The sequence below is a fragment of the Embleya sp. AB8 genome (assembly GCF_049739465.1).
GTDB lineage: Bacteria > Actinomycetota > Actinomycetes > Streptomycetales > Streptomycetaceae > Embleya.
In genome coordinates, this window is sequence record NZ_JBMHHY010000009.1 from 181,219 (window position 1) to 202,765 (window position 21,547).

The following is a 21,547-nucleotide window of genomic DNA, read 5'->3' on the forward strand; positions in this document are numbered from 1 at the left end:
CGACGCGGCCTGATCCGCCAAGATCCGCCGGACAGGACCTAGGCCGGCCCGGCGCGGCCGACGATGGTGCCGGTGCGGTTGATCGCGATCACGTCGACGGTGACCGGGAGTTCGCTGCCGCGCAGGAGGGCCTTGGCGGCGTCCCGGGCGGCTTCCGCGACCGCGTCGCCGAGCGGGACGTCGGCGGCGCGGGCGAGTTCGAGCGCGTGCAGCGCGGTGTTCGCGGCGCGGATGTGCGCGGCCAGGTCGGCATCGCCGCCGACGGCCGCGGCCCGGTCGGCGAGCGTGTCCAGATTCACCTGCGAGCGGCCCGAGTGCAGGTCGAGGTGGCCGTCGGCGAGCTTGGAGAGCTTGGCGAAGCCGCCGGCGATGGTCAGGCGCGGAATCGGGTGCCTGCGCAGGTACTTGAGCAGTGCGCCGGCGAAGTCGCCCATGTCCAGCAGCGCGGTGCCGGACAGACCGTACAGCTCGGCACCGACCCGCTCGGAGGTGGTACCGGTCGCGCCCAGGACGTGCGTCTCGCCGGTGGCCAGCGCGACGTCGATGCCACGCCGGATCGAGTCGATCCAGGCCGAGCACGAGTAGGGGATCACGATCCCGGTGGTGCCCAGGATGGACAGCCCGCCGAGGATGCCGAGTCGCGGATTCCAGGTCTGCTCGGCGATCCGGGCACCGTCGTCCACGGACAGCTCGATCGTCACGTCGCCGCTGCCGCGATGCGCCGCGGCCACCCGGGCGATCGCCTCGCGCATCAACTGCCGAGGTACGGGATTGACGGCGGGCTCACCCACCGCGAGGGGCAATCCGGGCAACGTCACCGTGCCGACCCCGGGCCCGGCCCGAAACCCCACCCCCGAGCCGGGCGCCGCGAACCGCACGGTGGCCCGGATCAACGCCCCGTGCGTGACATCGGGATCGTCCCCGGCATCCTTGACCACCCCCGCCATCGCCGCATCGGCCCGGCGTTCCTCCACGGCGAGTGCGAAGGCGGGCGTCTGCCCACCCGGCAAGTGGACGGTGACCGGATCCGGGAACTCCCCGGTGAGCAGGGCCTGATAGGCGGCAGTTGCCGCCGCGGTCGCACAGGCCCCGGTGGTCCAACCCCGGCGCAGCGGATCGGATCGGGTCTCGGATCGGGTCATCGTGCGAGGAGCCAATCGTGAGTACGTCGTTCGGTACGAGCGCCCTTGCCGGGGGCGGCGGGGGTGACCCCGCTACCGGTGATGCGGCCGACCCGGCAGGCCCGGCCGGTGGGCGGCGTGTGGTGCTTGTGTTGGGTGGGACCGCCGAGGCTCGGGTGTTGGCGGCGCGGCTCGACGGCGTGCCCGGGGTCCGGGTCGTGTCGTCCTTGGCCGGGCGTACCAGTGCGCCGGTGTTGCCGGTCGGCGAGTCCCGCGTGGGTGGCTTCGGCGGCGTGCCGGGACTGGTGGCCTGGTTGCGGGCGCGGAGCGTGGCGGCCGTCGTCGATGCCACCCATCCGTTCGCCGCCCGGATCTCGGCAAACGCCGTCGCCGCGTGTGCCGAGGTCGGCGTACCGCTGCTGCGCCTGCAACGACCGGGCTGGACCGCCGGGCCGGGGGACCGCTGGCATCCCGTGGACTCCGCCGACGAGGCCGCGCGGCTGCTGCCGGAGTTGGCCCGACGGGTGTTCCTGACCACGGGCCGCCTGGAGACCGCGCCGTACGCGCACCTGGACGACCTGTGGTTTTTGCTGCGCAGCGTCGAGCTGCCCACCGGAGCGCTGCCACGCGCGTGCGAACTCCTCTTGGCCCGAGGTCCGTTCACGGTCGAGGAGGAGATCGCGCTGCTGCGCGACCGGCGCATCGAGGCGATCGTGACCAAGGACAGCGGCGGTGCGCTGACGGCCGCCAAACTGACCGCCGCCCGCGAGCTGGGCCTGCCGGTGGTGGTGATCCGCCGACCCGAGGTACGCGCGCCGGGGCAGGTCGGCGACGTCGAGGCCGCCGCGCGATGGGTCCTGGCCGGGGGCTGAGTCGTACACGCCAGTCACTGTGACACAGGGCCGCACGACGCCGATCCCGGCGCCCCGACGGCGTCCTGAACCCACCGCACGAGCACGCGGGCCGCGCGCCGGGCCCGCGCCCCCGCCGGCGCCGGGCGGCGGCGTCGGTCGCCGTACGCCGACCCGGCGCGGAGGTGCCGACACGTGCCGTCAGGCCGGGTAGCGGCGTGGGGTGTACACGCCGGTCGTGCCGTCGGGGCGGGGGTAGGCGCGGGTCTGGGACGAGCCGATGATCAGCAGCGTGCGCATGTCGACCACCTCCGGGTCGAGGTCGGCCAGCCGGACCACCCGAACCGATTCGGTGGGGCCGCCGACGTCCCGGCCGACCACCACCGGGGTGTCCGGGGAGCGGTGCGCCAGGAACAGGTCCCGCGCCTCGGCGACCTGCGTGCGCCGGGTCTTGGAGGCCGGGTTGTAGATCGCCACCGCGAGGTCCGCCTGCGCGGCGGCGGTCAACCGGCGCTCGATCACCTCCCACGGCTTGAGAATCGCGGACAGGCTGAGCACGCAGAAGTCGTGGCCCAACGGCGCCCCCGCGCGCGCCGCGACGGCCTGCATCGCGGACAACCCGGCGACCACCCGCACCGGGACCTCGGTCGCACTCTCGTGCGCCGCCTCCAGTACGGCCGACGCCATCGCGAACACGCCCGCGTCGCCGGAGGAGACCACCGCGACCCGGCCACCCGCCTCCGCCAACGCGATGGCGTGGCGGGCCCGCTCGGCCTCGACCCGGTTGTCGGTACGGTGCCGCTGCTGGCCCGGTCGGGGCTGGACGCGGTCCACGTACGGACCGTAGCCGACCAGGTGATCCGCGGCGGCGAGCGCGGCATGCGCGTCGGGGGTGAGCCATTGCGGACCGGCCGGGCCCAGGCCGACCACGTCGATCGAGCCGAGTTCGCCGGTGGGTTCGGGCAACACGTACGCCGCCTCGGCCGGGCGCGGTGTGCGGTTGGTCGCGAACTCGCCGCCGGGGGCGGCGGATGGCGTGATGACGAGGGAGAAGTACGGTACGTCGTCCGGGACTACCTCGGCCAGCGGGCGTATCTGCTGGCGATCGGTGGTCGCGCGCTCCACGTACCAGGTCCGCCCGGCCAACCCCGCCTGCTCGAACGCGCCGCGTACGGCCGGGAAATGCCGCTTGCCGAGCTTGATCACCGCGGCCGAGTCGGTGGTCCGCAGCCGCGCCGCGAGTACCTCGGGCGGCAGCGTGCCGGGCAGGATCGTGAGCACCTCGTCGTGCTGGACGAGCGGCCGACCGAGTACGGCCGCCGCGCCGCTGACCGAGGTCACGCCCGGTACCACCTCGACCGGGTAGCGGTCCGCGAGCCGTTCGTGCCAGTACATGTACGAGCCGTAGAAGAACGGATCGCCCTCGCACAACACCGCGACATCGCGCCCGGCGTCCAGATGCGCGGCCAGCTCGGCGGCGGTCGAGTCGTAGTAGTCGGCCAACGCGCCGTCGTAGCCGCCCGGGTGATCGGTGCTCTCGGTGGTCACCGGGTATTCGAGCGGGAGGCGCAGCTGAGTCTCGGTCAGATACGGCTCGGCGATGGTGATCGCGACGCCGCGCGCGCCCTTCTTGACCGGGTAGGCGACCACGTCGGCCGAGGTGATCAGGCGATGTGCCTTCAGGGTGATCAGCTCGGGGTCGCCCGGGCCGAGACCGATGCCGTACAGCCGGCCGGTGGTGGTCACGCTGTGCTCCTGGGGGTGGGGGTGATGCGCACGCGGCGTACGCGGTCGGCGGCGGTGGCCATGGCCGGCTATTCCTGCTCGCTGGCCAGCGCGTTGAGCGCGGCGGCGGTCATCGCGCTGCCGCCTCGGCGGCCGTGCACGACGAGGTAGGGGATGCCGGCGGAGTGCTCGGCGAGGGCCTGCTTGGACTCCGCGGCGCCGATGAAGCCGACCGGGATCCCGATGATCGCGGCCGGGCGCGGGGCACCCTGGTCGATCAGTTCGAGCAGCCGGAACAACGCGGTGGGGGCGTTGCCGACGGCGACGACGGCGCCGCCGAGTTCGTCCACCCAGAGGTCCACGGCGGCGGCGCTGCGGGTGGTGCGCTGCTCGGCGGCCAGGAGGGGGGTGCGTGGGTCGGCGAGCAGGCAGCGTACGTCGTTGTCGCTCGGCAGCCGCTTGCGGGTCACCCCCGACGCGACCATGTTCGCGTCGCACAGGATCGGTGCCCCGGCCCGCAACGCGGCGGCGCCGGCTCGGGCGACGTCGGGGTGGAAGCCGACGTCGCGGGGCAGGTCGGTCATCCCGCACGCGTGGATCATCCGGACGACGACGCGCGAGACGTCCTCGGGAAAGCGGGACAGGTCCGCCTCGGCCCGGATGGTCGCGAACGAACGCCGATAGATCTCGGCTCCGTCCTTGATCCAGTCGTCCACGTCGGCTGCTCCTTCGCCCGAGGGGGTGGTGGTGTGGGTGGGGTGTGCGGTGGCGGTCATCCGGGGGTGGGCGTGCCGCCGGGCGGGACGATCTCGTAGCCGCCGTCCTCGCACGCGACCAGCAATGTCGCACCGGCGGGCCGGCCGCAGGCGCGGGCGCAGCCGACCCAGTGGGTGTCGGTCGCGCCGAGGGGGGCGAGGTGCTCGGTGGTGCTCCGGGCGTGGCCCAGGGCGTGTCGGGTCGCGTCGGTGCGGACGTCGGACCGGGCTCGGCGGCAGGCGCCCTGGCCGCTGCACGCTGTTACCCCGCGCCAGGGGGAGGCCGGGTCGCAGGGCAGGCCGGCCGCTTCGAGGCCGGCCGTCGCGGCGGCGGGGTCGAGCAGGTCTCGCAGGACGATGCCGCGGGCGGTGGTGATCCGGAGTTCGGCGCCCACCTCGACCAGGGCGGCCAGGTGATGTTGCGTCAGGCGGCCCAGTGGCACCAGCGCCCCGAGCGCGTACCGGCCGTCGGACTGGGTCGACACCCCGACCAGGGGCCGCTTGGACCGGCCGGCGCGCGGGCGCTCCCGGGGCGCGGTGCCGGCCGGCGCGGACAACTGCGCGCGAACCGGGTCCGTGGCCAGGCAGGCTGCGAACTCGGCTGCTCCACCCGGGAGTTCGCGGATGTGCCAGGCGCCGCCGGCGGCTCTCGCGGTCAGGAACGCGCGCGCCGCGTGGACGATGGCGCCGGCCGCATTCGCCGGCGTGACGCGCCAACCCGTGTCGTGGCCCGCCGCGTGCAGCGCGAAGGTGTCCCCGGTGAGCGCGATCAGGTCCAGGTCGTGGCGCGCGGACGCGATCGGTACGCCGCCGTCGTCGATGCCGATCAGGAAGCGCCCGGACAGGGCGGTCAGTTCGGGGGTGGCGCACAGGGCCGAGTCGACGGCGGCGAGTACCGCGTCGGCGTCCAGCAGGGCGAGTGGGTCGCGGCCGGCCAGTGGGCTTGCGAGGATGTTGCGCACCCGGTCGTGGCTGCGCGAGGGCATCAGGCCGGCCGCCGCGACGGCGTGCGCGAAGGCTGGTACGTCGGCCTCGGCCAAACCCCGCACCTGGATATTGGCGCGCGCGGTCAGGTCGACCGAACCGGTACCGAACCGCTCGGCCAACTCGGCGAGTTCGCGCAGTCGAGCGGGGTCGAGCCGGCCGCCCGGCAGGCGTACGCGCGCGATCAGGCCGTCGTCGGCGGGCGACGTGTCCACGACTCCCGGACAGGCGTCGTCACGATCGCGGACCAGGACCGCAGCCACCCCACCCACCGCCCTTCGTCACGCCTCGATGCCTCGCCGGCGGGGTGCCCGGCCGGTCACCCCGGGCCGATCGCGGACCGGCCAGATGCGACACTGTTGCATATGGACGATGGTGTGCAGCACCCCACCCCCGACCCGGTGGCCGAGGCGGTGCGGCAGATCCGCGCCCACGGCGAGCGGGTCACGGTGGCGCGTACCGCGGTGCTCCGAGTCCTGGCCGACGCCGCCGAGCCGCTCAGCGCCGACACGATCTTCGCCGCCGTCTCCCGCGCGGCACCGGGCGTACACCGGACCACCATCTACCGCGCCCTGGACGCCCTCGAACGCCTCGACCTGGTCGCCTTCACCCGCCTGCGACACGACGCGGCCACGTACCACCTGGCGGGCCACCTGGTCGGCGGTACGCATGTACTGGTCCGCTGTCGCGGCTGTGGCACGGTCGGCCAGGCACCGGGCGACCTGCTCGACGACGTCGCGGCCCGCCTGGCCGCCGAACAGGGCTTCACCCTCGACCCGAGAGCGGTCGCCCTGACCGGCCGCTGCGCCCGCTGCGCAAGCGGGAGCCCGGCGCACCACTGAGCAACGCCACGCCGACCGCCCACCCCGCCCCACCCAACCCCGGGCCGACCGCTCCGCCTCCGGCCGACCCGCCCGCGCCGATCCGCCCCACCGGCCGACCCGCGTGCTTACGCCGGCTGTACGAACCGATACCCGTCCGCCAGTGCCTTCGGCAGCCATACCTCCAGGGCCGCGACCGTCTGGTCCCGGTTTCCGCCGCCGTCGTGGTTGAGGATGATCGAGCCGGTGGTGAGTGCGCCGAGCACTCGGTCGACGATTTCGTCCGCGCCGGGCCGGGACCAGTCCCTCGGGTCGACCGACCAGCCCAGGGGGCGCAGGCCGTGGGCGCTGAGGGTGCCCATCACCTCCGGCGACCAGTTGCCGTACGGGGCACGAAACCACCTGACCCGGAGTCCGGGCAACACCTGGTCGATCGCGTCCAGGTTGCGCTCGACCTCCTCGGTCACCTCGGCCGGGGTGAGCTTTTGCAGGTTCGGATGCGACCACGAGTGGCCGGCGATCAGGTGCCCGGCGTCGTGGATCGCCTCCAGCAACTCGGGATACTTCTCCACCTCGGTGCCCACGACGCAGAACGTCGCGCGTACCCGGTGGCGGCGCAACACCCGTAGCACCTCGGGGGTGTTGACCGGGTGCGGCCCGTCGTCGAAGGTCACCGCGACGCGCTGCGGACCGGCGTCGACGGTGCTCACCGGTTCCGGGACGAAGCCGGGGCGGGGGGAGGGTTGTCGGTTCGCGGCGGCGGCGGGGGAGGCGACGGTGAGCAGGCCGAGCGTGGCGGCGGCGCCCATCAGCAAGGTGCGGCGCGAGGTGGCAGCGGTGGTGTCCATGTCGAGTGTCTTGCACATGTCCGGGATCGGGTTCACCAGGACACGCGACGACTGCCCTCCGGTTCACCGGTTCGGCCCGCACCAACACACCGATCCGGTCTATATCGGGGTGTATCAGGGCGCATCTCTACGAGTCATTGCAGATAGCCTCGAAGTATTCCGAACATCCACCTTTCGAGCCTGTCGATCCGACCTCGCCGGTAGTCCCGCCCACCCGGCTCATTCCCGCGACCGACCTCGGTCCCGGTCCACGAGCCGAAGTCCCGGCCGGCCACCCGATGCCAGGATTTCGATCATGAACACGCCACGGGGAACCACGACCCCGTCCTCGTCCCCACCTCCGGCCCCGACCGACGCCGCGTCCGCCCTCGCCCCCGCTCCCCGCTGGGCGGTCCTGGCCGCGCACGTGGCGGCGCTGACCCCGCTCCCGTCCGCGATCTGGCGCTTCGGGCTCGTCCTGGGCAATCACGGCGGCTACACCGAACAGGGCTACACCGACCTGGACATGACCGGGTGGGGCGCCCCCTGGGTGACCTTCCTCAGCCTGAGCACCGAACTCGCCGCCCTGCTCACTCTCGGCCTGGTCCGCCCCTGGGGCGAACGACCGCCGCACTGGGTCCCGTTCGTCGGCGGTCGGCGGATGAACCCGATCCTGGTCACCCGCGTCGCCTGGACCGGCGTCGCCGTGTTGTGCCTGCTGTGGGGTCAGTTCCTGTTCTGGTGGGCGCTCCCGCACGACGAGATGACCGACGCCGGGGCCGACGTACTCGGCCTGCTCTACCTGCCCCTCGTGTTGTGGGCGCCGCTGCTCGCGGCGGTGACCTGGTCCTACCGCCGGCGCCGGCTGGAGGCACCCACCCGAGCCGGCGCCGCGTAGCGCAGCTACGCCCGGTCGGCGGCGCGCTGTCGTTCGAAGGCCAATCCGACCACGATGCCGAGCACGGCGGTGAGGCCCATCAGCCCGGCCTGGATCTCGAAGGCCCGGCCGAAGCCGTCCACCGCCGCCTGCCTCGGGTCCACGCCCGACGCCACCCGGTCCCGGGTGTGCTCGGTCGCGACGGTGACCAGCACCGCGATGCCGATCGCCGCGCCGAGCTGCTGACACGTCGTCACCATGGCCGAGGCGACCCCGCCGTCGCCCTCGCCCGCACCGCCGGTCGCGGTGTCGATGATCGCCACGAAGGCCAGGCCCAGGCCGAGCCCGGTGACCACCAACGCGGGCAGCAGGTGCCCCACGAACGAGCTGTCCGCGTCCAGCCGGCTCATCAGCCACATCCCCACGGCGGCGATCGCCGGCCCCACGCTGACCGGGAGCAACGGCCCACACCTGGCCGTCAGCTTGGTCGACACTGCCGCGCCCAGCCCCATGCCGACGCTGAACGGCAGGAACGACAGGCCGGTACGCATCGGCGACCACCCCTGGACCCGCTGCATGTACAGGGTCAGAAAGAAGAACATCGCGAACAACCCGCCCGCCGCCACCAGGACCAGCAGGTCGGCGAGGACCACCGCCCGCATCCGCAACAGCGCCCGGGGCAACAGCGGTTCGGCCGCCGTACGCTTCGCGGAACGTGGCGAGCAGGATCGCCAGCGCCGCGGGGGAGAGCAGCGCGCCGGCGACCCCCTGTATCGCGCGCGCCGCGATCAGCACGCCCGCGTTGGGCGCGATCCCGCACGCGGCGGAGGCGAGTACGAAGAGCACCAGGCTGATCCCGAACAGCCGCCGCCGGCCGAGCAGATCGGCCAGTCCGCCGCCGATCAGCAGGAAACCGCCGAAGGTCAGGAAGTAGGCGTTGGTGACCCAGGACAGGGAGCTTTGGCTGAATTCGAGGTCGTCCCCGATGGTCGGCAGCGCGACGTTGACGATCGTGTCGTCGACGAGCAGTACGAACTGCGCGACGCAGACCAGGAGCAGGACCAGCTTCGGACTCACCGGGCGGCCCGCGGACGCGGTGGATCGCGCGCCTTCGGGGGGTTCGGCCTCGATCGTGGACTCGGTGGCGGGTATCCCAGAGGTAGCCATCGACCATTCCTACGTTCGTAGAATTAATTTCTCTAGTTGTAGAGAAAACTTCTACAAGCGTCAAGTTCCGCGATAATGGACTCATGCCCCACATGAACGAACCCGCCCCGGCCGATCCGCCCACCCCGCCCGCCGGCTCGGCGCGCGTCGACCGCCGCACGCTGATGCTGGACGCGGCGATCCAGGTGATCGCCACGCAGGGGTTGCGCGGGCTCACCCATCGTGCGGTCCAGGAGGAGGCGGGCCTGCCCAACGGCTCGGTCACCTACTACTTCAAGACCCGCGATCAGCTGATCCTGGCGGTGATCGACCGGATGGCCACGCGGGACAAGCGGTTCGCCGGCGAGGTGACCGGCAAGCTGATGCGGATGACCGCGGTGCGACCGGTCGAGATCGACTACGCGCAGATCGCCGGCCTCATGCGGGTGTGGTGGACCGAGGGCCGGGATGTCCAACTGGCCCGCCTCGAACTCGAACTCTCCGGCGCGCGCGAGCCGTTGATCCGCGAGGAGATGATCCGCTGCCAGGCCGAGTTCCGCGGCTTCGCCGAACTGGTCGTCCTGGCCCTGGGCTCGACGAACGCGACCCTGGACGGACACATCCTGCTTGCGCAACTCCAGGGCCTGCTGTTCGACCACGTCACCCGGGACTGGGACGACCCGCAAATACTGGAGGTGGGCCTACGCCGCGTACTGGAGTCCGTACGCCTCTGAGCCGCCCGCCGCCGAACGGCCCACCGCCGAGCCGGCGAGCCCGTCGATCCCCTGCCGTGCCGTGCCGTGCCGTGCCGGTGCCCGGTCCGGTCCTTTTCGGCCGTCGCGTCACCGGGAACAGGGGGCCACTCAGTGTTCTCACAGAGTTGTGACGGTTGACTGGTGGCGAGGGAGTCCGAGGCCGGCGACGGCCGGTCCCCGAGGATCGATCACGGAGGTGCACGGTGCGGGTGCTGCTCGTGGAGGACGAGGTTCGGCTCGCGGAGACCGTCCGGCAGGGACTGACCGAGGCGGGCTGCAACGTCGAGGTCTTCCACAACGGCGTCGACGGGCTGTGGGCGGGCACCGAGAACGTGTACGACGTGATCGTGCTCGACATCATGCTGCCCGGCCTCAACGGCTACGACGTCTGCGCGAAGCTGCGCGAGGCGGGGGTCTGGACGCCGGTGCTGATGCTGACCGCGAAGGACGGCGAGTACGACCAGGCGGACGCCTTCGACCTGGGCGCGGACGACTACCTGATCAAACCGTTCAGCTTCGTCGTACTGATCGCCCGACTGCGCGCGCTGGTCCGGCGCGGCGCCCCCGCCCGTCCGGCGATCCTGGCCGTCGCGGACATCACGCTCGATCCGGCGCGTCGGCGGGTCGAGCGGGAGGGGCGGGAGGTCCGACTGACCCCACGCGAGTTCGCGCTGCTGGCGTTCCTGATGCGCAACGCCGGGGACGTGGTGACCAAGGCCGAGATCCTGGCCAACGTGTGGGACGCGTACTACGCCGGCGCGCCGAACGTGGTCGAGGTGTACATCGGCTACCTGCGTCGCAAGCTCGACCAGCCGTTCGACCGGGCCTCGATCGAAACCGTGCGCGGCATCGGCTATCGCATCGTCGACGAACGCGCCGCATCGGGCTGAGCCGGCAGCGGCAGCCGGATCCGCACCACGGCGCCGGTGGGGATTGCCGCGTCGATCCGAACGGTCCGGCCGTGCGCAGCGGGGGAGGCGGCGAGTACGTAGTCGCCCGGGACCGGTCGGTTGCCGGCGCCGGGTGTGCCGGTGTCCTCGAACGCCGGTGGTGCCGCTGTCCTCGAACGCCGGTGGCTGGGTCGGGCGTTCGAGGACGGTACGGCTGGTGCCGCGCCCGGTGCTAGCCGTCCGCGACGATCACGAACCGGCGGCGACGAGCGGGCGGAGCGAGGTGGCGCGCAGTCGGTCGATCGCGGGTGCGGCCCGGGCCGCGGCCAGGGTCAGCGGCCAGGCGACCGCGATGCCGACGAGCAGACCGACCAGCACATCGTGCGGATAGTGCGCGCCGACCCACACGCGCGAGACGGCCATGGCCAGTGTGCCGAGCGCCGCGAGCGCGCCCAACACGCGGCTCAGCAGCAGGAGTACGGTCGCGGCGGAGGCGGCGATCACGGTGTGGTTGCTCGGGAACGACCAGTCGTTCGCGGCCGGGCACGCCTCCAGGGTGCTGCTCGGGTGCAGGGTGCGGCACGGGCGTTCCTCGCGCACGATGAGCTTGATCACGTCGTCGACGGCGAACGCCGCGACCACGATCAGCGGCGCGCACAGGGTCTGCGCCATCCGCCGCGCATCCTGTCTGCGGGCGGCCCACCAGGCGACCACGATCAGCACGGCGAAGGCGAACAGGCCGTAGGTGGTCCAGTCCTTGATCACCGTGTTCAGGAACGAGGGGGCGTCCCGGGCGAGATCGGTGATGTCGGTGTAGAGGCCGCCGTCGATGGCGGCTCCGGAGCGAGCGGTCATGGTTACCGGGTTCTTTCGGTGCCGGACCGGACCGCCGAGGACCCGAAGCGGGAGCCCGCGGGCGGGCGGACCGCCTGCTCGCGGCGCCCGGAAACGGCTTTCGGGCGCGGCGAGCCGCGTCGGATCCTCTGCGGCCCGGTGGTGCCGCGACGGCACGGGCACGTCGGCGCGGGTCGCCGATGTGGCCAGCGTGCCGCGCGAACCCTGTGGAAACCCTGAGTAAATGACCTGAGAACGCCCGGGAGTTGTCCGGGGTTCACTGCACCGAGGCCCGGCCCGGCGGATCTCGGCGGGGGCTTGAAGAGACGCCCTAGCCGGCCAGTTCGACCGGCAGGCTGCTCAGGCCGCGCACCCGGACCGACGGCTGCCAGGACACCGGCGCGTGCCGCCGGGCCTTGGGGAAGCGGGTCAGCACGGTGCGCACCGCGATCTCCGCCTCGAGGCGGGCCAGCGGCGCGCCGATGCAGTAGTGGATGCCCTGGCCGAAGCTCAGATGGCGGGCCGGGTCCGGCCGGTCCAGCTGTACCCGGTCCGGGCGGTCGTAGCGGCGTGGATCGCGGTTGGCCGCCGCGATGGACAGGAACACGGTGTCCCCGGCCGGGATGGTCACCCCGCCCAACTCCAGGTCCTCCAGCGGGAAGCGGCGAATCGCGAGCAGCGCGGGCGACATGTGCCGGGCCACCTCCTCGACCAGCACCGGAACCGCCGCCGGATCCTCGAGCAACGCCTCGCGCAGCCCGCCGTCGTCCACCACCGCGTGCAGCGCGCCGGCGATCAGGTTGGCCGAGTTCTCATAGCCGGCGAACAGCAACAGGAAGGACAACGAGGTCAATTCGTCCTCGCTGAGCCGATCGTCGGCGTCCCGGGCGGCGATCAGCGCGGAGAGCAGGTCGGGACCGGGCGCGGCCCGCTTGGCGGCGAGCAGCCCGACGAAGAACGTGTACATCTCGCGCACCGTCGCGCGGATGCCCTCGCGCGTGGCGTCCGCGCCCAGTACGGCGTTGGTCCACACCCGGAAGTCGGTGCGCGACTCGGGCGGGACGCCGAGCAGTTCGGAGATCGCGCCGACCGCGAACGGCGTGGCGAACTCCCGGACCAGGTCCACCCGTTCGCGCGCGGCCAGCTCGTCGGCCAGGGCCTCGGCCGCACGTTCGAGCTCGGGGCGCAGGCCGGCGGTGTGCCGCACGGTGAACGCCTGGCCGGCGAGTCGGCGCAGCCGGGTGTGATCGGGCGGATCCATGTTGAGCAGATTGGCGTCGAGCGCCGGCGGCAGCTCGAACCCCTTGTAGCCGCCGGGCTTGGCATGCACCTTGTTCAGCGAGAACCGGGGATCGCCGAGCGCCGCCTGCACATCCGCGTGCCGGGTCACCAGCCACGCGGGACTGCCGTCCGGCGCGACGATCGTATGCACGGGCGCGGCCTCCCGCATCCGAGCGAAAACCCCATGCGGATCATGGGCCATGGCGCGGGCGACATCCACCGGGAACCGCTTTCGATCGGCAACAACGTGGTTTTCAACCTAGCGAGGCGGCGCCTCGACCGCCAACCGAACGCACGCCCCCGCGCCGCCCGGGCCCGTCCGGATTGCGGCCGGCTTCGGGCCGGTTCCAGGTTCGGGTCAGGAAGTCGGCGATCAGTGGGGCGATTTCCGGGAGGCGGTCCTCCAGGGCGAAGTGGCCGGTGTCCAGGATGTGCAGTTCGGCGTCCGGGAGATCGGCGAGGTACGCGTGTGCGCCCGACTCGGGGAAGAAGATGTCGTTGCGGCCCCAGATGATCAGCGTCGCCGGGCGGTGGTCGGCCAGCCAGCGCTGCCACCTCGGGTAGAGCGCGACGTTGGTGTGGTAGTTCAGCGCCAGGTCGACCTGGGCGTCCTTGCGGCCGGGCAGGTCCAGGAAGTGCTGGTCCAGCGTCCAGCCGTCCGGGGCGACCAGGGTGGGATCGACGGTGCCGCCCTCGTACTGGCCGCGGGTGACCGGCAGTACGAGCAGTTCGGCAGCCTTCTCCCGGGCGCCCGGCACGTCGGGCGTGAGCGTGGTGAAGTCGCGGGCCAGGTCGGACAGGCCCTCGGCGTAGGCGTTGGCGTTCTGCACGATCAGTCCGGCGACGGCGGCCGGCCGCCGCTCGGCGAGCCGCAGCCCGACCGGGCCGCCGAAGTCGAAGGTGTAGAGCACGTATCGGTCCAGGCCGACCGCGTCCACGAACTGCTCGACCACGTCGGCCAGTCGGTCGAACGAGTAGGTGAACCCGGCCGGCACCTCGGTGTGCCCGAACCCGGGGTAGTCCGGCGCGATCAGGTGGAAGTCGTTCCCGAGCACGTCGAGCAGCCGCCGAAACTGGTGCGAGGCCGACGGGAATCCGTGCAGCAGCAGCACGGTGGGGGCATCGACGGGCCCGGTCTCCCGGTAGAAGACCCGGACCCCGTCGACCTCCACGAAACGGTGTGCGACCTGCGGAACGGCGGCGGTGGTGCCCATGATCTCAACCTTCGTCGGCGGGAGGGTGCGGTGCTTGATCAGTTCTACCCTCACGCGAACTAATGGGTCAAGGTGATCTGGAACGTTAGAATCGGCAACCTGAGCTGCTGAGTGTGCGGACGGGTGCGCGGGGTGGACCGGACCGGCCCACCCCGCGCGCCCGGCGTCAGGCCGGCGGTGCGGGCGGCTCGCCCTCCGCGGTGACCTGGGCGACCGTGTCGTAAAAGCTCAGCAGGCCCGCGATGTCCGGGACCGAGGCGATCGGCTCGGGGTACGCCCAGACCACGTCCGGACGCGGCCCGGTGTCGCCGTTGCCCAGGTAGGTCCAGTAGGAGGCCACGCCCTTGAACGGACACGTGGTGTGCGTGTCGGTGGCCTCGAAGCGGGTCAGATCCACGTCCTCCGGCGGCAGGTAGTAGCGGATCGGCAGTCCGGTCTCGTACAACACGACCGGCCGCTTCGACCTGGCCACCACCTCGCCGTCGATCTCGACCGTCACGGTCTGCGTGCTGTGCACGGTGGTCACCAGGTGACCCTGCGGTGTTGTCGACATGCGAATCTCCTCCGACGTGGTGTGGTGCCGCTGCCGGCCCCGATCGTCCTGGATTCAACGATCCCGGCCCGCCCGCCATTCCGCCGAGCGCGCGAGAAACATCCGGATCGCCGGTCGGATCGCCGGTCGGATCGTCGGTTCGAGTGCCGGGGAGATCGATTCAATTGGTATAGACCTATTGCCGCCGAGACGGCCGAGGACTAGCGTCGTCCGGGTGCGCGCCGGCACGCTGCACGGCCCGAATCACCGTTCCGGCAAACCGAGTTGCCCTCGGTGCGAGAAATGGAGTCGAGCACATGCGCAAGGCTATGGCAGGTGTCGCGTTGGCTGCGGCGTTGTTGGGCGTGGGCGCCGCGGCACAACCCGCGATGGCGGACCCGCCTTCGGGTAGCGGCTTCTACCTGTGGGGCTACTACCCCACCGAACAATCCTGCGACCTGGCCGGCAAGGCGACGGTCCCGGCGCACGGCCCGGTATACCTGTGTCTCAACAACGGCGGCACCGTCTGGTCGCTCTGGGTGCACTGAACGATCCGGTAGCCGGTGGCGACGATCGCCGGCCGGGACCACGCGCGGGGCGACCCCACCGGGAGGTGGGGCCGCCCCGCAGTCGGTGCGGCCAGCTATGGTCGACCCATCGCGGCCGGGTGTCGGTGCGGGCGTTCCGGGGGTTGGGGCGGTCAGGGTGGGGCGGGCCGCGGGGCTCGTTCGGGCGCGGGGGGCCGATGAGCCGGCGCAAGATCAGGAATCTTTGTTATTCGCTGCCGGGGTTCGGGGTGTTGTTGCTCCTGGCCACGATCTTTCTCATCATCCCGAGCCATACCAAGGTCGAGACCGCGCTGCGGGATCGTGGGGTGGAAACCCGGGCCGTGGTCACGAGCTGTGTGGAGTCCGGGCCCGGGGATCCGGAGACCGGGCCCCGGGTGATCACCGCGCGGTGCAAGGTGCGCTTCACCCCCGAGGGGCGGGCGGCCCACGAGGCCGAGTTGGCGCTGTCCACGAAGCCGCTGGAGCAGGGGCGGACGCTGACCGTGCGCTACGACCCGGAACACCTGGACACCGTCGCCCGGACCGGTGACATCGACTATTGGCACGTGCTCGGTCGGCATGCGATGGATGTGGTCGCGCTGGTCGGCTCCGTGGTGATGATCGGCCTCGGGCTGGTCTTCGTGGTCGGCTATCACGTGGTGGTACGACGGTTCGACCGGGCGCGGCACGGGACGGCGCCGCCGAGTCCGTACCCGGGGCCGTATCCGGGTCCGTACCCGCGCCCCTGACCCACCGTCAGACCGGCGCCGGCGCCGCCACGATGGCGGCCGTGCCTCGGGAGGAGTCCTTGGCACGGAAGGCGACCAGGCGGCGATCGGGGGAGGTCGCGGTGCTCGGCGGGACCAGTGCGAAGGCCATCACGAGTTCGTTCCGGTCGGGTTCCATCGTCGGATAGATCAGCAGACAGCCACGTCGGGGCGCGGCCAGGCCGTCCGCGACCGGGTCGCCGATCGAGGGCCCGCTGCCCGCGATCCGCCGGGCCGCATGGCGGTGTGGCGGTGGGCTGACCTGGTTGAACTGGGTGCCGGTGCGTCGGCTGCGGCTCACCACCGTGAGCGGACCGAAGCCGTGCAGGGTCACCGAGTCGCGATCGGGATTTTGCAACTGCGGGGCGATCACCACCCAATCCTCGATCTGCGCGGAGATCCGGGGATTCGCCAAGTAGGCCAGATCGGGGCCGAATTGGCTCGGATCGGACCAGCGCAGCTCGCGCAACACCGGCAGCAGCCGGGAGTTCGTGATCCGGCCGAGGTAGGCCGGGAAACGGCGCAGCCGATCCTCCACGGGAAACGCCAACTCGACCTGCGCCGGGTCGAGGGCTTCGATCACCGGGGCGAACTGCTCGACGTTGTGCCGCAGTTCCGCCGCCTTCGTCGGATATCCGGGACGCTCCACCCACAACCCCGGCGACCGGGTCTCCACCAGCTCCGCGTTGAACATCTTGTTGCGTGCCGTGGGCTTGAGCCACGGCAGTCGCTGGGTCACCAGCGGCGGGATCTGAGCCGGAGTCACCTGCGGTGCGCCGTCCACGAGTTCGGCGTAGAGCCGGAGCTGGTCGCGGAACTCCTCCTCGTCCCGACAGATCGCCTCGAACGCCTCGTACAGATCGCCGTTGCGCCCGCCCTCGTCCCGGCCGATGTAGAGCCGGACCAGATCGCGGTAGTTCTTGCGAAAGCCGAACCAGCGACCCATCTGCATCAGGGTGTCCGCGGCCAGGGTCTTGCGCCGGTAGTAGGAGACGGTCAGGCCCTCGATGGTGAAGCCGCGGGAGAGTTTGGCGCCGCCGACCAGGATCCGCCATACCTTGTCCCGGTCGAAGTCGGCGGTGCGCCGCTCGACATCCTTGTCGCCGTTGATCACCACGACCGGACTGCCGATCGAGTCCTCGATCCGCATCGCGGCGATGCCGATGTAGGGCGCGATGTCCGCGTACGAGCCGGGGATCGCCGCGCCCGCCGCGTGCGCCTCGCTGACCGGCCGCACGTCCTGCTCGTACAGCTCCCGCAGCCGCGCCTGGGCACCCGCGCCCAGGTAGCCCGCCCGGCGCCAGATCGCGTTGATCGACTCGGCCTGATCGCGGTGCACATGCGTCTTCACCGACTCGTGCACGAGCATCGTGTGATGGCGGAAGTGGCCCGCGCCGAGGCCGTGGTCCTCGCGGAACAGCTTGATCGCGCCGGTGAGTACGAACATGTCGATCGCGGCCCGCAGATCCGTGTCGTCGTCATCGTGCAGCGGCCGGACCGAACGTACGTGCGCGAGTCCGGCCGAATTGGCCACCGTGCGTTCGTCGGCGGGGATCGTGGAGTCGATGTCGTGGAAGTCGGCGACGCCCATGTAGCCGTCCGGGCGGTCCAGCGAGATGACAAAGTCCTTGGGGAAGATGTCCTCCGCGTCGGCCGGATCGATGAACACGTTCGCGAACGGGGTCGCGGTGTAGCCGACGTACTGGGCACGCGGCAACATGCCGAGCAGCTCGGAGATGATTCCGTTGATCGCGGTGCGTTGGACCTGGTCCTGCGCCCACTTCTGCGGATCGGACGTGTTCACCGACGCCTGATCGGACTCGTCGTCGATGATCAGCGTGGGGATCTCGCCGCGTTCGGTCTTGATCCGGCCGAGGTCCTTGACCAGCTTCTTGAGCACCGACGCGTTCTTCTTGACCACCATCAGCCGGGCCGAACTACGGTGCAGGTTCTCCGGTGCGTACAGCGGGGTGAACCGGTCGGCCTTCTCGAACTCCAGCGCGCTGAGCCCCTGGCGCAGCGCCTGGTAGTCGTCCTGATGCCGAGTCAGCCGGACGATGTCGAACCCGCCGAGCCGGGACGGCAACGCGCCGTGCTTCAGGAACCTGCCCTCCAGCCGATCCCGGTCGTCGAGGTAGTCGTAGTCGCGGAAGGCCAGGGTGCCCGAGTCCGGATCCTGGCCGTAGTAGATGTTCTCCACCCCGACCAGTTCCATGTCCAGCCGGCGCTGGGTCTGCGCGCGCAGTGCCTCGATGGTGCCGGTGAGCACGATCACCAGGCGATACCCGGCGTCGATCGCCTTCGCGGTGACGCCGGTGAAGTTGGCGGTCTTGCCGCTCTGCACGTAGCCGACCACCAACCCCTTCGCCTGGTAGGGCTGTTCGCAGGCGGGGTCGGCCAGCCGCTCGACCACCCGGGTGGTGTCGCGGTCGAGGGCGGCGACCGCCTCCGGGGCCCATCGGTGGTCGAGCAGGGTCGCCCGATAGGCGTCCCAGTAGTGGCTGTGGTGCCGGGCCACCTCGTCGGTGTACCAGGGATCCCAGCCCTCGTCGGTGATCACCACCGCGCCCGACCCGCGTGCGAACGGCGAGCGTCGGTCCAGGAGTTCGCGGGTGGCCGCGGCCAGACCCAGTGCCTCGTAGGTCGCGGCGCGGCGCTCGGCGGTGTTCGGCTCGGGCTCCCCGGCGGCGAAGTCCCAGCGGCTGAGCCGGTCCCGCCACAGAATCAGCAGCGGGTCGTCCGGATGCGCGTGATGCAGCCGCCGACGCAGCGCCGCCTCGCCGAGGTCGGGCACCGGGCCGGGATGCTCGTCGGCCTGATGGGCCAGCGCCTTGGCCAGGTTCCGGGGGTGCGTGGCCATGCCGCCGAAGGCCGCTCGGTGCAGCTCCAGGAGCGCGGATTCGTCGGTCATCGCGGGCCGTCCTCGGGGTGGTTCGGCTCGGACAGGTCCGAGGCGACATCGGGCGGGAGCACCCGGGCCAGGTCGACGGCGAGATCGAGCCCGTCGGGGGAGGGGGCGATCGAGGGGACCAGGTCGGCGACGTCGATCCGGTAGTCGATGTCGACGATGCGCAGCGCGAGCGACTCGGGCAGCGGAGCCAGGATGCTCCCGGTCAGGCGCGGGAAGCCGGCGTCGACCGGGAACGCGGCGGGCGGCCCGCTCGGCGTCCAGCGATGTTCGCGGGGGATCGCGTGCTCGTTCTCGGTGCCCAGCTTGAGCCGGGTGTCGAAGTCGTCCAGCGTGCCGGGCGCCCGCACCCGGATGCTGGACCGGATGCCCTCGATCAGACCGAGCACCGAGCGCCCGGAATCGCTCTCGTCCAGGACGTGCGAGACGAACCACAGCGGCCGATCCTGGTGCGGCGCGAGCTGACCGAGCCCGTGGATCGTATGCATCCGGGCCCGCCCGGTCACCGTCTTGACCTCGACGTCGTAGGGCCCGACGGTGAAGTCGTGGTCCGCGCAGTCCGGGTGCTGCCACGCCTGGACCGCCGCGTGCCAACCCCGCGCGCTCGCCAGGCCGATCAGCGTGAGCAGTTCGCCGAACAGGCCGACCTCCGCTTCCAACGACATCCGCCGCCCCCGCGCCAACAACTTCCGCCAAGCCAGCACCGTCGTCTGTACCGCGACCAGCGGCGCCGTCCCCTCCATCTGGATCCGGTCCGCGATCTCGCAGCACACGATGTGGAACTCGCGCAGCAGTGCCGTCTGTTCGGTGAAGACCTGCAGGAACCGGTCGCCGCCGTCCAGGACGCACACCGCCCGGACGCCCTGCATGCCCAGGCGTGGTGCCTTCGTGCCCGCCGGCACCGGGATGCGCAGCGCGGGGCGTCGGCCGCCCGCCTCCAGATGCCAGTAGAGCGGCGGATCGCCTTCGATCGGGATCAACATCGGCATCCGGTTGTCCAGATGATCGCGCAACGCGTCGCAGCTCAGATGTCTGGTGCGTTGATCGGAGCTCACGAGCCGCCCTCGGAACCGTACTTCGCCGTCTCGCTCTTGACCGCGGTAAGCAACAGCGACTGCCACAGGTCGAGGTTGTCCTTGACCCGGGGGCCGATCCGCTCGCCCGTGAACGCCTCGTTCATCAGCAGGTAGAGCAGCGTCTTGAGGACCGGGACGTCGTTGAGGCCGCCGCGCCGACCACCGAGCAGCGCGGCGCGGAACTGCTTGTTCAGCAACAGTCGGCGCTCGTCCCGGTCGATCGCGAAGAACACGTCCCCGCCGAGCGGCACCCAGCGCACCTCGATCGGCTCCTCGCCTGCGACAAACGGGAGTTCCTCCTCGATCGCGGCGCGCAGTTCCGGGGCGAAGCCCTTGCCGGGCGGCAGTACGGCCTTGCGCTCACGGGTGGTGGTCCGGGCCTGCCGGTAGGCGCCTTCGGCGTCCTTCAGATAGTCCAGGAAGGTGCGCCCCTCGGCGTCCGTCGCCCGCTCGACCGCGTCCACGAAGCCCGGTATCGGCTGGAGTTCGGCCTTCTTGACGGTCAGTCCGAACGCCGACTCCGAGTCGGCGGGCAGGTCGAACTCGACCCGGGCCAGCGACAGATGTTGCTCGCCCTGGCGCAACCCGTGCCAGCCACCGGCTTGGACGAGCCGGTCGTTGCGATACGCGTACAGGCCCTGTCGGGCCACGATGCCGCCGGGGAGGCGGAACTGCTCGGCGTTGGAGCGCGGCACCCATACGTGCGCGGTCAGCCGCAGCGGGCCGACGCCATCGAACACGGTGGTGAACTCGCGCGGATAGCCCGGCAGTCCGGAGATCGGATAGCCGAACGGGTCGACGGCCTGGACCAGATAGATCGTCGGCGGCACCTCGTCGTCCCCGCCGGACACCGCGATGGTGATCCGCACGCGCCCGTCCGCCAGGAAGCGGTGTAGGTGCAACCCGAGGTGGTCGGCCAACGAGCGCGTGGTCTTGGTGACGTAGATGTCGGTCTGCCCGGCGTCACCGCGTGCCGGGAAGTCGCGTACCCCGTCCCAGCGCACCGCGGTGCCGTTCCACATCACGTACTCGTCGTAGAGATCCAGGAACCGCTTGGCGAACTCCAGCTCGACGATGTCGCATTGGAAGCTCTCCTGCGCCTGCTCGGTCCGCCAGCGCCGCCCGACCGTACCCGCCCGCTTGGCCCGGCTGATCACCGTGACACTCTCGGCGTGGCTGAACGACGCGGCCTTGAGGCCCATCCCGAACATGCCCAGCGCCCGGTCGCCGTAGGCGCGCCGCTTGCCCACGGTCATCGCGGTGTCCAACTCGGCCTCGGTCATCCCGCGTCCGTTGTCCACCACCACCAGCGAGGTCAACAGGTCGCCGGTGCGCCGGAAATGCACCACGACCTCGGACGCGCCCGCGTCGATCGAGTTGTCCACCAGGTCGGCCACGGCCTCCTCGAAGCGGTAGCCCTGACTGGCGAGTCCCTTGATGTACCCGGGATCCGGGGGCAGATGCTTGCTGCCGCTCACAGGTACGTCGAATCGCCAGTCGTCCATGCCCACCCCAGGAAGTTCACCTCTACCGTGCGCGCTGTCACGCGCCCGCCCCCACTTGCGCTGGACCGACCGTAGCGGTTGGACGCACAAGCCAAAAGCGGAACGCCGCACTCGTGACCGGCGGCACGAT

The 21,547-nt window shown here is 71.5% G+C and carries 20 protein-coding genes and 1 pseudogene; 7 read left to right on the forward strand and 14 right to left on the reverse strand.

Going from position 1 to position 21,547, the window contains the following annotated elements; genetic code table 11:
- Positions 1–38: 38 nt before the first annotated feature.
- Positions 39–1,142 (reverse strand): cobalt-precorrin-5B (C(1))-methyltransferase, encoded by a 1,104-nt coding sequence (locus ABIA38_RS15175; RefSeq protein ID WP_424639138.1) that lies wholly within the window; start codon positions 1,140–1,142, stop codon positions 39–41.
- A gap of 119 nt (positions 1,143–1,261) precedes the next feature.
- Here ABIA38_RS15175 and ABIA38_RS15180 point away from each other — a divergent pair, with 119 nt between their 5' ends.
- Positions 1,262–1,993, forward strand: a complete 732-nt coding sequence (locus tag ABIA38_RS15180) for a cobalt-precorrin-6A reductase (protein ID WP_424639260.1) — start codon at positions 1,262–1,264, stop codon at positions 1,991–1,993.
- Between the two features lie 180 nt (positions 1,994–2,173).
- On the opposite strand, the gene ABIA38_RS15185 is transcribed toward ABIA38_RS15180, so the two are convergent.
- The 3 genes from ABIA38_RS15185 to cobG all read right to left on the reverse strand — a co-directional run bounded on the left by ABIA38_RS15185 (position 2,174) and on the right by cobG (position 5,699).
- Positions 2,174–3,718: a precorrin-2 C(20)-methyltransferase gene (locus ABIA38_RS15185; RefSeq protein ID WP_424639139.1), complete on the reverse strand. Its 1,545-nt coding sequence runs from the start codon at positions 3,716–3,718 to the stop codon at positions 2,174–2,176.
- A 68-nt stretch (positions 3,719–3,786) separates the two neighbouring features.
- Positions 3,787–4,473, reverse strand: coding sequence for a precorrin-8X methylmutase (locus tag ABIA38_RS15190; protein ID WP_424639140.1), 687 nt, complete (start codon positions 4,471–4,473; stop codon positions 3,787–3,789).
- Positions 4,470–5,699 carry a precorrin-3B synthase gene (gene cobG / locus ABIA38_RS15195; RefSeq protein WP_424639141.1) on the reverse strand — a complete coding sequence of 410 codons (1,230 nt, stop codon included), beginning with the start codon at positions 5,697–5,699 and terminating at the stop codon, positions 4,470–4,472. Before cobG ends, ABIA38_RS15190 begins: the two co-directional genes overlap by 4 nt.
- 102 nt (positions 5,700–5,801) lie before the next feature.
- Between cobG and ABIA38_RS15200 the strand changes: the two genes are divergently transcribed.
- Positions 5,802–6,278: a Fur family transcriptional regulator gene (locus tag ABIA38_RS15200; RefSeq protein ID WP_424639142.1), complete on the forward strand. Its 477-nt coding sequence runs from the start codon at positions 5,802–5,804 to the stop codon at positions 6,276–6,278.
- A gap of 107 nt (positions 6,279–6,385) precedes the next feature.
- On the opposite strand, the gene ABIA38_RS15205 is transcribed toward ABIA38_RS15200, so the two are convergent.
- Entirely contained in the window at positions 6,386–7,123 is a 738-nt protein-coding gene (locus ABIA38_RS15205; protein ID WP_424639143.1) for a polysaccharide deacetylase family protein, read from the reverse strand.
- A gap of 277 nt (positions 7,124–7,400) precedes the next feature.
- Between ABIA38_RS15205 and ABIA38_RS15210 the strand changes: the two genes are divergently transcribed.
- A complete protein-coding gene (locus tag ABIA38_RS15210) occupies positions 7,401–7,982 on the forward strand; it encodes a hypothetical protein (RefSeq protein ID WP_424639144.1) in 582 nt (193 codons plus the stop codon).
- A 5-nt stretch (positions 7,983–7,987) separates the two neighbouring features.
- On the opposite strand, the gene ABIA38_RS15215 is transcribed toward ABIA38_RS15210, so the two are convergent.
- Together ABIA38_RS15215 and ABIA38_RS15220 are read right to left on the reverse strand one after the other, a co-directional pair.
- Entirely contained in the window at positions 7,988–8,623 is a 636-nt protein-coding gene (locus ABIA38_RS15215) for an MFS transporter (RefSeq protein ID WP_424639145.1), read from the reverse strand.
- Between the two features lie 85 nt (positions 8,624–8,708).
- Positions 8,709–9,128, reverse strand: a pseudogene (locus tag ABIA38_RS15220) (MFS transporter); the annotation flags it as partial.
- Positions 9,129–9,211: 83 nt separating this feature from the next.
- Between ABIA38_RS15220 and ABIA38_RS15225 the strand changes: the two are divergent.
- Entirely contained in the window at positions 9,212–9,841 is a 630-nt protein-coding gene (locus tag ABIA38_RS15225; RefSeq protein ID WP_424639146.1) for a TetR/AcrR family transcriptional regulator, read from the forward strand.
- A gap of 224 nt (positions 9,842–10,065) precedes the next feature.
- Positions 10,066–10,752, forward strand: a complete 687-nt coding sequence (locus ABIA38_RS15230) for a response regulator transcription factor (protein ID WP_424639147.1) — start codon at positions 10,066–10,068, stop codon at positions 10,750–10,752.
- Between the two features lie 249 nt (positions 10,753–11,001).
- Here ABIA38_RS15230 and ABIA38_RS15235 read toward each other — a convergent pair whose 3' ends face one another.
- The 4 genes from ABIA38_RS15235 to ABIA38_RS15250 form a co-directional block, all read right to left on the reverse strand.
- On the reverse strand, positions 11,002–11,607 hold the full coding sequence (locus tag ABIA38_RS15235) for a phosphatase PAP2 family protein (protein WP_424639148.1): 606 nt from the start codon (positions 11,605–11,607) through the stop codon (positions 11,002–11,004).
- 310 nt (positions 11,608–11,917) lie between these two features.
- On the reverse strand, positions 11,918–13,018 hold the full coding sequence (locus tag ABIA38_RS15240) for a cytochrome P450 family protein (protein ID WP_424639149.1): 1,101 nt from the start codon (positions 13,016–13,018) through the stop codon (positions 11,918–11,920).
- A 103-nt stretch (positions 13,019–13,121) separates the two neighbouring features.
- Positions 13,122–14,081, reverse strand: a complete 960-nt coding sequence (locus ABIA38_RS15245) for an alpha/beta fold hydrolase (protein ID WP_424639150.1) — start codon at positions 14,079–14,081, stop codon at positions 13,122–13,124.
- A 166-nt stretch (positions 14,082–14,247) separates the two neighbouring features.
- A complete protein-coding gene (locus tag ABIA38_RS15250) occupies positions 14,248–14,634 on the reverse strand; it encodes a DUF427 domain-containing protein (protein WP_424639151.1) in 387 nt (128 codons plus the stop codon).
- A 296-nt stretch (positions 14,635–14,930) separates the two neighbouring features.
- Here ABIA38_RS15250 and ABIA38_RS15255 point away from each other — a divergent pair, with 296 nt between their 5' ends.
- A complete protein-coding gene (locus tag ABIA38_RS15255; protein WP_424639152.1) occupies positions 14,931–15,161 on the forward strand; it encodes a hypothetical protein in 231 nt (76 codons plus the stop codon).
- Between the two features lie 197 nt (positions 15,162–15,358).
- Positions 15,359–15,910 carry a hypothetical protein gene (locus tag ABIA38_RS15260; protein WP_424639153.1) on the forward strand — a complete coding sequence of 184 codons (552 nt, stop codon included), beginning with the start codon at positions 15,359–15,361 and terminating at the stop codon, positions 15,908–15,910.
- Positions 15,911–15,917: 7 nt separating this feature from the next.
- Here ABIA38_RS15260 and ABIA38_RS15265 read toward each other — a convergent pair whose 3' ends face one another.
- From ABIA38_RS15265 to ABIA38_RS15275, 3 genes are read right to left on the reverse strand one after another with little or no spacing between them, the layout of a single operon-like run.
- Positions 15,918–18,839 carry a Z1 domain-containing protein gene (locus ABIA38_RS15265; RefSeq protein ID WP_424639154.1) on the reverse strand — a complete coding sequence of 974 codons (2,922 nt, stop codon included), beginning with the start codon at positions 18,837–18,839 and terminating at the stop codon, positions 15,918–15,920.
- Positions 18,836–19,891: a PD-(D/E)XK motif protein gene (locus ABIA38_RS15270; protein ID WP_424639155.1), complete on the reverse strand. Its 1,056-nt coding sequence runs from the start codon at positions 19,889–19,891 to the stop codon at positions 18,836–18,838. The genes ABIA38_RS15265 and ABIA38_RS15270 overlap by 4 nt, the downstream gene beginning before the upstream one ends.
- On the reverse strand, positions 19,888–21,417 hold the full coding sequence (locus tag ABIA38_RS15275) for an ATP-binding protein (protein ID WP_424639156.1): 1,530 nt from the start codon (positions 21,415–21,417) through the stop codon (positions 19,888–19,890). The genes ABIA38_RS15270 and ABIA38_RS15275 overlap by 4 nt, the downstream gene beginning before the upstream one ends.
- Between the last annotated feature and the right edge of the window lie 130 nt (positions 21,418–21,547).